Here is a 12,521-nt window from a genome sequence, read left to right as displayed (position 1 = left end):
GCGGGCTTCGGCGGCGTGCTCGTCGGGCGGCAGTGCCGTACGTCTCGCAAGAATTTCGGTGCGCCATGCATGTTTCTGGCGCTCGCCGGGCATCTCCATGGCGATCACCATAGGCTGACCGGAATACCGGTCGGCTCGACAGCGAGTCAGAGGCTGTGACGGATGGATAGGGTAATCGCATGACAGCAAAGGCCGGACAACCCGGCGATGCCGCGCCGGCATCGTGCTTCCGCACGGCCGTGGTACCCGCGGCCGGGCTCGGTACACGGTTCTTGCCCGCGACGAAGACGGTGCCCAAGGAGCTGCTGCCGGTGGTCGACACCCCCGGCATCGAGCTGGTCGCCGCGGAGGCGGCGGACTCCGGCGCGCAGCGGTTGGTGATCGTCACCTCACCGGGCAAAGACGGTGTGGTCGCACACTTCGTCGAGGACCTGGTGCTGGAGGGCACCCTCGCCGAGCGCGGCAAGTTCCAGCTGCTGGAGAAGGTGCGCAAGGCGCCCGGCCTGCTCGACGTCACCTCGGTGGTGCAGGAGGAACCGCTGGGCCTCGGTCACGCGGTCGCCCAGGCCGAGGCCGCGCTGGACGACGACGAAGACGCCATCGCCGTGCTGCTCCCGGACGATCTGGTGCTGCCCTCCGGCGTGCTCGACGTGATGTGCCGGGTCCGTCGCAAGCGCGGCGGCACCGTGCTGTGCGCGATCGACGTGCCGAAGGACGAGGTCAGCGCCTACGGCGTCTTCGATGTCGCGACCGTGCCGGACGCGGTGAATCCGAATGTGCTGCGGGTGAAGGGCATGGTGGAGAAGCCCGCCCTCGCCGACGCGCCCTCTACTTTCGCCGCGGCGGGCCGATACCTGTTGGACCGCGCGATCTTCGACGCGTTGCGCCGGATCGAGCCGGGCGCCGGCGGTGAATTGCAGCTCACCGACGCGATCGCGCTGCTGATCGCGCAGGGACATCCGGTTCATGTCGTAGTGCACCGTGGGTCGCGCCACGATTTGGGGAACCCGGGCGGCTATCTTCGTGCTGCGGTCGATTTCGCTTTGGAACGCGACGAATACGGCCCTGCCCTGCGGGAGTGGCTGCAACATCGGCTCGGTCCCGACTGGGATCCGCAGCTGACGACCTACGAGTAGCGGTCGGCAGCCGACGGAGGTCAGCGTCGGGTTTCGCCGATAGTGGACCGTCGGGTACCAATGATGGTTCACCATCTCGCGTCGAATCGGTTGTGCCGAGGCGATATCGCGCGATGGAATCGGTGGCGTGCGAAGAGATCAGGAAGGGCTGGATGCGCTCGGTTGAGGATCAGCAGATCAAGGTGACCGCCGCGGCGGTCGCGCCTCGGCCGGTCCGGGTCGCGATTTCCGAGGCTCAGGGCCTGCTGTGCGCCGAGGACGTCGTCACCGAGCGGCCGCTGCCCGGATTCGACCAGGCCGCGATCGACGGCTACGCCGTGCGCAGCGTCGACGTGTCCGCCGCGGGCTCGGATATTCGCAACGAGGACGGCGATCTCGTCGATCTGACGCTGCCCGTGGTCGGCGAGGTCATCGCCGGATCCCGGCAGCCCATCCGATTACAGCCGCGCCAGACCGTCCGGGTCGACACCGGCGCACCGCTGCCCACTCTCGCCGATGCCGTGCTGCCGTTGGACTTCACCGACGGTGGCCGCGCGAAGATCAAGATCTATGAACCGGTCCGCTCCGGCGATTACGTGCGGCGCATCGGCGACGACGTGCAGCCCGGCGACGTCGCGGTGCGCGCGGGCACCATCATCGGCGCGGCGCAGGTGGGGCTGCTCGCGGCGGTCGGGCAGGACAAGGTGCTCGTGCATCCGCGGCCGCGGCTGTCGGTGATCTCGGTCGGCGGCGAACTCATCGATATCGATCGCACGCCCGGTCCGGGCCAGGTCTACGACGTCAACTCCTACGCGCTGGCCGCGGCGGCCCGGGACGCGGGCGCGGATGTGAACCGGGTCGGCATCGTCAGCGCGGACCCGCGACGGTTACGCGACGTGGTCGAAGGACAGCTGGTGCGCTCCGAGGTCGTCGTCATCGCGGGCGCGGTCGGCGGCTGGGCCTCCGAACAGGTCCGCGAGGCGCTGGAGGGGCTCGGCGAGCTCGAAATCGCCCGCGTCGCCATGCATCCCGGCTCGGTCCAGGGTTTCGGCCGGCTCGGCCGCGACGAGGTGCCGACCTTTCTGCTGCCGTCCAACCCGGTCGGCGCGCTGGTCGTGTTCGAGGTGATGGTGCGTCCGCTGATCCGGATCGCGCTGGGGCGCAGGCATCCCATGCGCCGGATCATCATGGCCAGGACCATCACCCCGATCAGCTCCATGGCCGGACGCAAGGGGTATCTGCGCGCGCAGCTTATGCGCGACGAAGCCACCGGCGACTACCTCGTGCAACCACTCGGCGGTGGCGCCGGCGCCTCCTCGCACCTGCTCGCCACCCTGGCCGAGGCCAACAGCTTGATCGTGATCGATCCCGATGACACCGAGATCCGCACCGGCGACGAGGTCAGGGTCGCTTTCCTCGCACAGCGCGGCTGAGACGTGGAGACGATGAACGTATTCCGGGTCACCCAGCATCCGGGCTGGCCCGCGCGGCTCGGCCCGATCCGGGTCCCGGCCGGACAGGTGAGCTTGCGCCCGGTGCGCCTGCGCGATGCCGCCGCCTGGAGCCGAATCCGGTTGCGCGACAGGGAACATCTGGAGCCGTGGGAGCCCACCGGGCGGGGCGCCTGGGAGGCGCGCAACCACGCGTCCAACTGGCCGTCGCTGTGGTCGAGCCTCAAGGCCGAGGCCCGGCGCGGCGCGATGATCCCGCTGGTGATCGAGGTCGACGGGCATTTCAGCGGGCAGCTCACCGTCGGCAATATCGTGCGCGGCGCGCTGCGTTCGGGCTGGATCGGGTACTGGGTCGCGAAGGATCTGGGCGGCAAGGGCGTTGCCACCGCCGCGCTGGCGCTCGGCCTCGACCACTGCTTCGGCGAGGTCGGCCTGCACCGGGTCGAGGCCACCGTGCGCCCGGAGAACCTGGCCAGCCAGGCCGTGCTGCGCAATGTCGGCTTCCGCGAGGAAGGCCTGTTGCGCCGCTACCTCGATGTGGACGGCGCCTGGCGCGATCACCTGCTCGTCGGGATCACCGTCGAGGAGCTGACCGGCACCGTCGTTGACCGTTTGATCCGGGAGGGCCGGGCTACTCCGCTCTGACTATCCGGACACTCCCGGGGCACTCGACGCGCGGCAGAAATGGTTACTTTGTGACAGGTGTGGCGGATGTGCACGGCGCGCCTGCCGGATGTCGACGTGTCACGGAATTAACCTACGGACGTCGGAGGTGCGTCTTGCGCCCCCGGCAGGGAGCCTGCGAGGCGACCGGCGCCCGTGCAGTAGCGACGGACGGAGGCCGGACGTACGCGGGGCGTGCTGCGCACCGCTCGCCGGCCGAATGGACCGAATCCAGGCGGGGACGGAGGTGCTGACCGCGATGCCGAACTCGATTCTGTGGATCGGGCTGGTCGTGCTGTGGGTCTTCGTCCTGTTCCCGATCCTCGCCGACCGGCACCCGCGGATCCGCCGGACCACCGACGCCGCGCTCGCCACCCGAGTGCTGCACCGCGGAGATTCCAAGCGGCGCACCAAGAGTGGTCCGGCCGCCGGGCACGAAACCGATCCCAACTGGCGGCCCCGCCGCACACAGAGAAAGTATGCCCACAGCGATGATGCGGAGGACCGGATGACAACACCGGCCGACGACCCCGTCACCGAAGGTGACCCGCCCGCGATCGCCGAATCAGCGGCATCCCACCCCGAACCAGAGCTCGCCGACGCCGAACTCGCCGACCCCGAGCTCGCCGACACCGAACTCGCCGGCGCCGAACTGGCCGACACCGACGACGCCGAGCGTGAGGACGCGGACCTCGAGTCCGCCGACGGTCTCGAATCCGACACTGTCGCAGCCGAAGTCGACGCACACCCCGACGACGCGGCCGATGATGACGACGTGCACGACGACCAGGCGCAGCAAACCCGCCCCGAACCGGCGGCCGCCCGGATCCCGCCCGCGCGTTCCGCCGTGCCGGCCCGCGTCGAACTCGACGACTACGACGCCGCCCGTGACGACTACGACGACGACTTCGACTACGTCCCCACCCGCCGCGGCCGCGGCGGCTACGACCCCGAAGCCGACGCCATCGCCCGCGCCGCCCGCTACACCTTCCGGCAGCGCGCCGTCCTCGGCTTGGTCCTCACCGCCCTGCTCTGCGGCGGCCTCGCGGTAGCCCTCAACCCCCTCTTCTGGTGGGGCTGCGGCCTGTCCTGCCTGATCCTCGTCGGCTACCTCACCTACCTACGCCGCCAAGTCCGCATCGAGGAGGACATCCGCCGCCGCCGCGCCGCCCGCCTCAGCCGCGCCCAGCAACTAGGCGAACCCGACCACCCCCGCCACGCCCCCGCCTCCCGCGGCAGCATGGACCGCGACACCGCCCGAGCCCTCCGCAGGCGCTCGTCCCTACTAGAGGTAGACGACGAGGACCCCATGTTCGACCATCTCGATCCCTTCGACCCGGCGACGGCACGGGCGCTGCGGGACCGGACGAGCGGCGACATGCGCCGGGCAGCAGGGGAGTAGTCGCGGTTTGCGACGCCGCAGGCGCGCCGCCCGCAACGCCGCAGGCGAGCACCGCGCTACCCCCGGCACACCCGTCCGCGACACCGAAGGCGAGCGAACCACACCCACGTAACTCTCCATAACCCCAGCTAAACCCCCCGATTCGGAGTCTCGCAGCATCCTTTGCTACAGTTGCACAGCGCGGTTCCCCGGAGCCGCACGGGGCTATAGCGCAGTTGGTAGCGCGTCTCGTTCGCATCGAGAAGGTCAGGGGTTCGATTCCCCTTAGCTCCACTCGTAGAAGGCTCATGCTCATAGAGAGCATGAGCCTTTCTCGTTCCGCGTGTTTTGTGGGGGCGAAGCCCCCACACCCCGCCCGGCGGGGCTTCGCCCCCCGGACCCCCCTTTCACAGGTGCACTTCCTTTGAAGGTGCACCCTCAACTGCTAAGCCGTGCCGCTTTGACCGTGTACCCCTTCGCGGTTTGCCAGTCCCGGAGACGCACTCCCACACACCCTCCCAGGTTGGCCAGTCCAAAATGCTTCAGGCCCCGCCTCCATCCCGGCTCGCCTCCTCGAGGCCGCTTCGCGTCCGGATCCGAGGCATTCTGCACATCTCTTGTCTCCGGCTCCGGCGCAGCTGGAGCACGGTGTTCTCCCGGCTCCTGCGCACTCCGGGCAATAACACTGCCCGGAACCGTCACAGACCCTGTAGGTGTCATCCACGCTGGGAAGCGTGCAACGACTTGGGTTCTCTTTTGATAAGTCTGGGCAGACGGGCCATCGAGGCCCGACTCGGTCAGCCGGGGAGTCGTTCAGTTCGAGTTCACGCTGCACGACAACGAGTTCCAGCGCAATGTTCTATGACGTCGATGGAACCCCTCGGCGTGGCCCGCTGACAACCGACCTCGTCGGCCGAAGGTTCGATGCCCGCACATATTCGATACCTACTGCGCGGTCGAGTTCTTCGTAGCCCTGGCTGCGGCTCAGACTAGGTCGGTTCAGGCCGGTCGCATCGTCTGCATGGTGCGCTCACCTTCCCAAAACGCGCGGACGGCGACGATCTTGCCGGTGTCATCGACCTTGTAGATGAAGACGCCTTCGGCTTCGAGTATCTGGCCGTTGTGCTGGCTGCGGACCTTGCCGGTGTAGGCGACTTCGTTTCCGCAGGCGAAGGAGTCGTCGAACAGGAACTCGATCGAGTCGTTGGGGGCGATGGCGTTGTCCCAGAACGCGGAGATCGCGTCGCGGCCTTGGTGGCCCTTGCCTTCGGCGTCGAAATGGGAAGGGCCGACGGGATCTTCGACTAGGGCGTCGGCGGAGAACAGGTCCAGCCAGGCTTCCTTTTCTCGCGCTTGGACCGCCGCGTGTAAGGCCTTGCTGGCGATGCGGGCCGGGTGGGTGGCGGCGGTCATGGGTCCTCCTGGTGTCGGTCGCCGCGTGATCGGCGGGGCGATCCCGGGCGGCGGTGCGGTTGCCGGGTGTGGGCAGAGCGCAGACGGCGGTGCCAGGGAGATCTTTTCGGGCGACGAAGGGAGGGGTCAACGCGCGGGCGTCGAGTAAGCAAGAAACGTTCGAAAGTGGGCGAGATTGTGTCGTCTACCAGGCGATAGTGGCGTCGGCTTTAGACAGCCAGTGTGGCTCGCCGGCACCGACGAGCCACCACGACTACTTCTGCACCGCAGTGATGATCAGTTCACTCACCACATCCGGTCGTGACACCGAAACCGCATGCGACGCAGCTGTTTCGACAGCCTCAGCACCAGCACGCTGCACCATGAATCGCTGTGCTTCGATCGGAATGTTCTTGTCCTCGGTGGTCAGTAGCGCGAACGAGGGGATCGACTTCCACGCCGCCACAGCTGCGGGCTCCTGCAGTGCGGCAACCGCAACCGGTCGCTGCGTGACGGCCATCTGCTGGGCGGTCGCCGCGGGCACGTCGGCGGCGAACTGCTGCGGGAACTCGTCCTGGCGAATGTAGAGCTCGGTGGCAGAACTGCCGTCGGCGAGGGGATAGGTCGCTTCGCGGGTGGTCGGCGGCAGGGTGGAGCCGGGGAATTTTCCGGTGAGTTCCAGCGCGCTTTCGCCCGCGTCGGGCAGGAAGGCGGCGATGTAGACGAGCGCGGTGACGTCGGGATTCCCTTCGGCCGCAACAGTAATGACGCTGCCGCCGTACGAGTGGCCGACCAGGACGATCGGTCCGTCGATGGTCCGTAGCACGGAGGCCACGTAAGCGGCGTCGGCGGCGAGGCCGCGCAGTGGGTTGGCCGCGGCGAGCACGGAATAGCCCTGTCCGCTGAGGTTTTCGATCACACCGTTCCAGCTGGAGGAATCGGCGAACGCACCGTGGACCAGCACGATGGTGGGGTTGACGCTCACGACAGAAAGTCCTTTCCGGGTTAGTAGAGTGCAGCCTTCAACGCCGCAACAGCCTGTGCGACAGCAGCTTTCGCCGCGTAGGTGTCGTGCATCGAATTCACCATCACGAAGTCGTGGATGATCCCGCCGTAACGCACCTGCGTGACCGGCACGCCCGCTTCGCGCAGCTTGCCCGCGAAGGCCTCACCCTCGTCGCGCAGCACGTCGGCCTCACCGGTGATCACCAAAGCCGGCGGCAGACCGGCCAATTGTGCCGTGCTCGCACGCAGCGGTGACGCCGTGATCTGCGCGCGGTCCGCCTCGTCGGTCGTGTACTGGTCCCAGAACCACTTCATGCCGTCCCGGGTGAGGAAGTAGCCTTCGGCGAACTGCTGGTAGGAGCCGGTGTCGAAGTTGGCATCGGTCACCGGGTAGAACAGCACCTGCTGTAGGAACGACACGTCGCCGCGCTCCTTCGCCATCAGGGTCAACGCGATGGCCATGTTGCCGCCGACCGAATCGCCCGCGATCGCGATCCGCGACGAGTCGAGGCCCTTCTCCGCGCCATTTGTGCTGACCCACTGGGCGACTCGGTAGGACTGTTCGTTCGCCACCGGGTAGCGCACTTCGGGCGAGCGGTCGTACTCGGGGAAGACCACCGCCGCGTGCACACCGACGGCGAGGTCGCGAACCAGCCGGTCGTGCGTGTGCGCGTCACCGAAAACCCAACCCGCGCCGTGGGTGTAGACGATCACCGGCAGCGGCTCGGTCACGCCCAGCGGCTTGACGATCCGGACCCGCACCGAGCCGGTAGGCCCACCCTCGACGGTGATCCACTCCTCGTCGATCTCGGGCTTGAAGATCGGGCTGTCCTGCACGCCGTCGACCGCCTTGCGACCTTCTTCAGGCGCCAGCTGGTAGAGGAACGGCGGCTGGGAGGTCGCGTCCACGAACTCCTGCGCGGCCTGTTCGAGCGAGATGCCCAACGGGTTCCCAGTCATTTTCGTACCTTTCTTCTGGAGAGTTGTTGAGGTTCAGGACAATTCGGCGAGCGCGCCGGTGATGACCTCGGTCACCTCGGCGGGATGCGTCTGCATGACCAGGTGCGGAGCGTCGAGTTCGACCACCTTGCGGAGCCCGGCGCGCTGATACCCGAAGCGTTCGACGTCCGGATTGATGGTGCGGTCGGCGGCGGAGACGATGCCCCAACCCGGCTTGGTTCGCCAGGCGGCCGCCGACGCTGCTTCGCCGAACGCGGCCGCCGACAGCGGCCGTTGCGAAACCGCCAGCACCCGAGCTTTTTCGGCGTCGAGACCGGCCGCGAACACGGCGGGAAAGGCGTCGATATCCACCGAGACGTCAGTGCCCGGTTCGCCGCCATCGATCGGATACGGCGCGTAGACGAGGTTGGTCGCCAGCTCGGAATCGGGGAAACCGCCCTGCAATCGGCCCAAGCTCTCGCCTTCCGCGAGCGCGTAACCGGACACGTAGACGAGCCCGACGACGTTGTCGGCGACACCGGCGACCGTGATCACCGCGCCCCCGTAGGAGTGCCCGACGAGCAACACCGGTCCGTCGATCTGCTCCACGAAGGACTTGATGTAGGCGGCGTCGGCGGCCAGGCTGCGGTTGAAGACCGGTGGTGCGAGCACCCGACGGCCTTGTCCGAGCAGCCTTTCGGTGACCGGCGCCCAGCTCGCCGCGTCGGCGAAAGCGCCGTGGATCAGAACGATGGTGGTGGACATGTCTGTCAGTGTTCGGGACGCAACCGTGTGTGCGCCCCCCTTCGCGGGCCACAAAAGCCCCCGATCAGGACACGGCCGCCGTCGCGTGTTCCGCGAAAGTGGTCGCCGTCACGCCGGTGGAGCGGAATCTCTCCTGATATTTCCGGGGCGAAATACCCAGGCGCGCAACAAATGCCCGGCGCAGCGCCTCGCTGCTGCCGTACCCGGCGGCCATCGCGGCCTCGGTCACCGTGTATCCGGCGTGCAACTTGTCCCTGGCCAGCCCGAACCGGATGAACGCGACGTACTCGGCCGGTGAACTCTCCAGTTCGGTCCGAAACAGGCGGGTCAGGTGCCGCACGCTGACCTGGGCGTGCGCGGCGAGAGTCTGCACGGTGTGCGGGTGCGCCGGGTCCGCGCAGATCAGGTCCACCACCTTGCGGGTCAGCGGACTACGCGGTGCCGGTCCGCGCAGCGAGGCGGAGAACTGCGACTGCCCGCCCGCGCGCTGCATGTAGACCACGAGCGATTGCGCGACCGCCCTGGCGACGTCGGCGCCGTGATCTTCCTCGACCAGCGCCAGCGCCAGATCGATCCCCGCCGCGACACCCGCTGAGCTGTAGACGTTTCCGTCGCGCACGAAGATCGAATCCGGATCGACGGTGACCGCCGGGAAGCGGCGCGCCAGGTCGGTGGTGAATTTCCAGTGCGTGGTCGCCTGCTTGCCGTCGAGCAAACCGAGGTTCGCCAGGACGAACGTCCCGCTGCAGATCGAAGCCAGCCGCCGGGTGCGCCGGGCGAGTAGCTGCGTGGCCGTCAGCAGGTCGGGCGTCATCCAGCGCGCGTGCGGCAATTCGCTGCCGGGAATCACCACGGTGTCGAAGCTGCCCGCCTCGCCGGCCGCGCTCGCGACCTCGATGCGCGCGCCGATCGAGGTCTGCACGTCCGTGCCGTCGGCCGAGACCAGCACGACCTCGTACCCCGTCACCGATTGGTTCGCCTCGACGAAGACCTCCGCTGGCCCGACGAAGTCGAGCATCTTCACGCCGTCGAAAACCAGGATGCCGATCCGGCGGCGCGGGGCCGTGGCTGAAGTAGGGGACATGTCCACCAGTATTATGGAGCCGTGCCTCCATAACAAGTGGTGTTCACCACGCCCGCGAATGATTGGTAACTTGTGCAAATGGGACGCCCCCGCCGGTTCGACGAATCGGGCCTGCTCGACGCCGCGATCGAGCTGTTCTGGTCGAAAGGTTTCGACAGCACCTCGGTGGAGGACGTCTCGGCCGTGACCGGAGTGGGCAACGGCAGCATCTACGCCGCCTTCGGCAACAAGAAGGGCTTGTTCCTCGCTGCCTTCGCGCGCTACTGCGAGCGCCGCGCACAATTCGTGAGCGAGACCGTCCGCCAGGCCCCCGGTTCGGCGCGCTCCGCCGTGCGCGCCCTGCTGCGTTCCGTCATCGATGACTGCGCCGCCCAGCCCGGCCGCCGCGGCTGCCTGCTGATCAACAGCATCGCCGAACTCGGCGGGCGGATCCCCGAGGTCGTCACCATCGGCAACCGCGCCACCACCGCCATGGAAGAGGCTGTCGCTGAACGCCTCCGCCCGACCGTGCCCCCCGGCGACGAAGCCGAACTCTCCGCCCTCAGCGCCAACATCATCCTGGTCTCCCAAGGCCTGATCCTCGCCAGCCGTCTGGGCACCCCCCGCCCCCGCCTCCTCGAAATAGCCGACATCTCCTGCGCCGCCCTCCCCACCCCCTGGGCCGACCAACTCACCCCCGCCCGGTGATGGACTGTCACTGGTGAACAAGCCGATGCCTAGCGCTGAATGACCGAATGCCGGTGTCGCCCTCAGCCGTTTCTGCGGTAGGTAGTGCGCGGTAGCCTCCCACTATCGGTGATGGGGGATTCCAGCCGCAGAGCAGAACCATCGTGGTGCGAGGGAATCTGCCGAAGGGCGCGAGGCATGAGCGATGCGTCCTACACACAGCGTACTGCCGGGTGATCGAGCGGAATTTGAGAATGCTCAAAGGGGGGTGAGGGTGTGTTCGTCAACTGGGAGATCTATTACGACGCTGCTCGGAGATGTCACGATCTCGCCGGTGAACTGCGTCGCGCCGACAAGCCTGTGCATGATGCGGTCAAAGGTGAATGCGCCGGTATGGCAGGCGATGCCCCGGGATGTAAGCAATGGGGCGAAACCTATGACCGAGTCGCGCAAGAAACTATGCAGACCTGTACACACCTGGCTGATGCGCTGACCAATTTCGGAAACGTGCTCTACGCCAGCGGATACAACTACGGCATAGCCAACAAGAGCAACCCGTCGCCACCTGCCCCAACCATCCATCAGGTTTCGGAATACAAGGTTATCCTCCCGACCTCGGTTCATGACAACGGCAACGGCGTCAAGCACAACGGCGGCGTGGAAGAGTTCTTCAGTGACCTTCTCGCCAAGCTCGTCAGCACATTCGAGAAGCTCCCTAACGGGGATGTGGACAAACTCGCCAAAGCCGCCAAGACGTGGAAGAACTTTGCCGACAACGAGACCGTACAAGGCGCCGGTGCGAAGATCGCGGCCATCTCAGCCTTGTTCGACGGCATGGATCAGGCCCGGAACCGGCAGCTCATCCAAGACAACTTCGGAGTGCTCCGGACGGCGGCTGACAATCTAGCCGTAGCGTCATTGAGTGTGGCCTCCCCTGTTTCGGAATACCACAGCTCGACCAACGAGGTGGGCGATGCCATCAAGTCTGCGATGGAATCGTTTGCGTGGGCAGTCGGACTCCTTGTGGCCGGTGCGGCGTTAGGAGCGCTGTTCAGTTTCGGCGGCTCGATTGCGGTAGCCGGCGCAGGCGTCACCGCAGCCACGGCTGACACCATCAATGTCCTTCGCAGTCTCTATTCCACCAAGAAGCTCTTTCAGATCCTCAAAATCACGTTGGCGGCCAGTGTGACGGTTGGAGTCATAGACTCCTTCGATAAAGTCCCGAGCCTGACTGATGGCATCAAGGCTTTGGCGACGATCATCGCCATGCGTGTGGTCATCGACGAGGACGGTCCGGGCGCCGGCACGGATTCCGACTCCGCCGCGGTACCGAACAAGGATGTCACCGACGAGATGGCGAGGATGCTACGCGAGGGAATTCATCCCGGGGAAGATTGTTCCGAGATCGCGGAACGCTTGGAGAAGGTTGCGGCTGGTGCGGGTGAGATACTCAGAGTTGACCCGCCGACCGGGAAAGACTTGACCGTCGAGGAATATGGAAAACGCGAAGAATTTCTATATCATGAGGTCTACACTGATGGTAAGTATGTCTACGATCCGCGACATAACTCCAATCCGGTACCAATTGAAGAATGGCGGAATACTATCATGGGAGATAATCCCGGCGCTACCATCAAGTCGGTGCGATAATGAATTCTCGCGATTTCATCACCCGGCTTCGTTCATATGGCAATTTGGAATGGTACCGTCATGCGGGTGGCGTACGCGATGATGGCTCGTCCGCTCCGCCTGTGGTGGCCTGGCGGTTCGCAGACCCGCGGCCGATTGGTTTCGCTGAACGGTTGCGTGCGATCGTAGATTCTGAGAGCAGAGGTATCGACTGGCTGTTCGACACCACCCGGCGGAACTGGGTATTGGTCCCGATGCGGGTGATGGCAGCGAAAGAAGAAAATAGATTTGCCACCGAGGCGCAAGCTGTGGAATTTTTGGAGCAGCACGACGAAGAATTCTGCGAGCAGTCGGTGAAAGACTTCGACCGGATAATCGGTGAATTGGACGAACTTTCAGAGCAAAATTGAGCGGATTGTCTGCCGCGTGAG

The 12,521-nt window shown here is 66.2% G+C and carries 12 protein-coding genes and 1 tRNA gene; 8 read left to right on the top strand and 5 right to left on the bottom strand.

Annotated elements, in window-relative coordinates; all coding sequences use genetic code 11:
- Positions 1 to 179 precede the first annotated feature (179 nt).
- From NBRGI_RS31775 to NBRGI_RS31755, 5 genes are all read left to right on the top strand, one after another.
- Positions 180 to 1,136 (top strand): UTP--glucose-1-phosphate uridylyltransferase, encoded by a 957-nt coding sequence (locus NBRGI_RS31775; protein ID WP_029900875.1) that lies wholly within the window; start codon positions 180 to 182, stop codon positions 1,134 to 1,136.
- Between the two features lie 152 nt (positions 1,137 to 1,288).
- Positions 1,289 to 2,548 carry a molybdotransferase-like divisome protein Glp gene (gene glp, locus NBRGI_RS31770; protein WP_014988287.1) on the top strand — a complete coding sequence of 420 codons (1,260 nt, stop codon included), beginning with the start codon at positions 1,289 to 1,291 and terminating at the stop codon, positions 2,546 to 2,548.
- 12 nt (positions 2,549 to 2,560) lie between these two features.
- Positions 2,561 to 3,211 carry a GNAT family N-acetyltransferase gene (locus NBRGI_RS31765; protein WP_014988286.1) on the top strand — a complete coding sequence of 217 codons (651 nt, stop codon included), beginning with the start codon at positions 2,561 to 2,563 and terminating at the stop codon, positions 3,209 to 3,211.
- A gap of 277 nt (positions 3,212 to 3,488) precedes the next feature.
- Positions 3,489 to 4,631: a divisome protein SepX/GlpR gene (gene sepX, locus NBRGI_RS31760; protein ID WP_200882254.1), complete on the top strand. Its 1,143-nt coding sequence runs from the start codon at positions 3,489 to 3,491 to the stop codon at positions 4,629 to 4,631.
- Positions 4,632 to 4,831: 200 nt separating this feature from the next.
- A tRNA-Ala gene (locus tag NBRGI_RS31755) sits at positions 4,832 to 4,904 on the top strand.
- 705 nt (positions 4,905 to 5,609) lie between these two features.
- On the opposite strand, the gene NBRGI_RS31750 is transcribed toward NBRGI_RS31755, so the two are convergent.
- From NBRGI_RS31750 to NBRGI_RS31730, 5 genes are all read right to left on the bottom strand, one after another.
- Entirely contained in the window at positions 5,610 to 6,023 is a 414-nt protein-coding gene (locus NBRGI_RS31750) for a nuclear transport factor 2 family protein (RefSeq protein WP_029900873.1), read from the bottom strand.
- Positions 6,024 to 6,276: 253 nt separating this feature from the next.
- Positions 6,277 to 6,987, bottom strand: coding sequence for an alpha/beta fold hydrolase (locus tag NBRGI_RS31745; protein WP_029900872.1), 711 nt, complete (start codon positions 6,985 to 6,987; stop codon positions 6,277 to 6,279).
- Between the two features lie 20 nt (positions 6,988 to 7,007).
- The gene (locus NBRGI_RS31740) at positions 7,008 to 7,967 is read right to left on the bottom strand and encodes an alpha/beta hydrolase (protein ID WP_029900871.1); all 960 of its coding nucleotides are present in this window, start codon (positions 7,965 to 7,967) and stop codon (positions 7,008 to 7,010) included.
- 33 nt (positions 7,968 to 8,000) lie between these two features.
- Positions 8,001 to 8,711 (bottom strand): alpha/beta fold hydrolase, encoded by a 711-nt coding sequence (locus tag NBRGI_RS31735; protein WP_029900870.1) that lies wholly within the window; start codon positions 8,709 to 8,711, stop codon positions 8,001 to 8,003.
- Between the two features lie 64 nt (positions 8,712 to 8,775).
- Positions 8,776 to 9,795, bottom strand: a complete 1,020-nt coding sequence (locus NBRGI_RS31730; RefSeq protein ID WP_036561683.1) for a GlxA family transcriptional regulator — start codon at positions 9,793 to 9,795, stop codon at positions 8,776 to 8,778.
- A 78-nt stretch (positions 9,796 to 9,873) separates the two neighbouring features.
- On the opposite strand from NBRGI_RS31730, the gene NBRGI_RS48820 reads away from it, so the two are divergent.
- From NBRGI_RS48820 to NBRGI_RS31715, 3 genes are all read left to right on the top strand, one after another.
- The gene (locus NBRGI_RS48820; protein WP_051728183.1) at positions 9,874 to 10,482 is read left to right on the top strand and encodes a TetR/AcrR family transcriptional regulator; all 609 of its coding nucleotides are present in this window, start codon (positions 9,874 to 9,876) and stop codon (positions 10,480 to 10,482) included.
- Between the two features lie 255 nt (positions 10,483 to 10,737).
- Positions 10,738 to 12,111, top strand: coding sequence for a hypothetical protein (locus tag NBRGI_RS31720; protein WP_029900867.1), 1,374 nt, complete (start codon positions 10,738 to 10,740; stop codon positions 12,109 to 12,111).
- Positions 12,111 to 12,500 (top strand): hypothetical protein, encoded by a 390-nt coding sequence (locus NBRGI_RS31715; protein ID WP_148311021.1) that lies wholly within the window; start codon positions 12,111 to 12,113, stop codon positions 12,498 to 12,500. Before NBRGI_RS31720 ends, NBRGI_RS31715 begins: the two co-directional genes overlap by 1 nt.
- Positions 12,501 to 12,521 lie beyond the last annotated feature (21 nt).

Origin of the sequence: Nocardia brasiliensis IFM 10847 (genome assembly GCF_000710915.1) — a bacterium.
GTDB lineage: Bacteria > Actinomycetota > Actinomycetes > Mycobacteriales > Mycobacteriaceae > Nocardia > Nocardia brasiliensis_A.
Note: the sequence above shows the minus strand (reverse complement) of the source record. Positions and strands in the feature narration are given on the sequence as shown.

Excerpts from the sequence above, each read along its gene's own strand:
- NBRGI_RS31750 (WP_029900873.1), bottom strand. The coding sequence starts at position 6,023 with ATGACCGCCGCCACCCACCCGGCCCGCATCGCCAGCAAGGCCTTACAC.
- NBRGI_RS48820 (WP_051728183.1), top strand. The coding sequence starts at position 9,874 with ATGGGACGCCCCCGCCGGTTCGACGAATCGGGCCTGCTCGACGCCGCG.
- NBRGI_RS31715 (WP_148311021.1), top strand. The coding sequence starts at position 12,111 with ATGAATTCTCGCGATTTCATCACCCGGCTTCGTTCATATGGCAATTTG.
- sepX (WP_200882254.1), top strand. The coding sequence starts at position 3,489 with ATGCCGAACTCGATTCTGTGGATCGGGCTGGTCGTGCTGTGGGTCTTC.
- NBRGI_RS31735 (WP_029900870.1), bottom strand. The coding sequence starts at position 8,711 with ATGTCCACCACCATCGTTCTGATCCACGGCGCTTTCGCCGACGCGGCG.
- NBRGI_RS31740 (WP_029900871.1), bottom strand. The coding sequence starts at position 7,967 with ATGACTGGGAACCCGTTGGGCATCTCGCTCGAACAGGCCGCGCAGGAG.
- NBRGI_RS31775 (WP_029900875.1), top strand. The coding sequence starts at position 180 with ATGACAGCAAAGGCCGGACAACCCGGCGATGCCGCGCCGGCATCGTGC.
- NBRGI_RS31730 (WP_036561683.1), bottom strand. The coding sequence starts at position 9,795 with ATGTCCCCTACTTCAGCCACGGCCCCGCGCCGCCGGATCGGCATCCTG.
- glp (WP_014988287.1), top strand. The coding sequence starts at position 1,289 with ATGCGCTCGGTTGAGGATCAGCAGATCAAGGTGACCGCCGCGGCGGTC.
- NBRGI_RS31765 (WP_014988286.1), top strand. The coding sequence starts at position 2,561 with ATGAACGTATTCCGGGTCACCCAGCATCCGGGCTGGCCCGCGCGGCTC.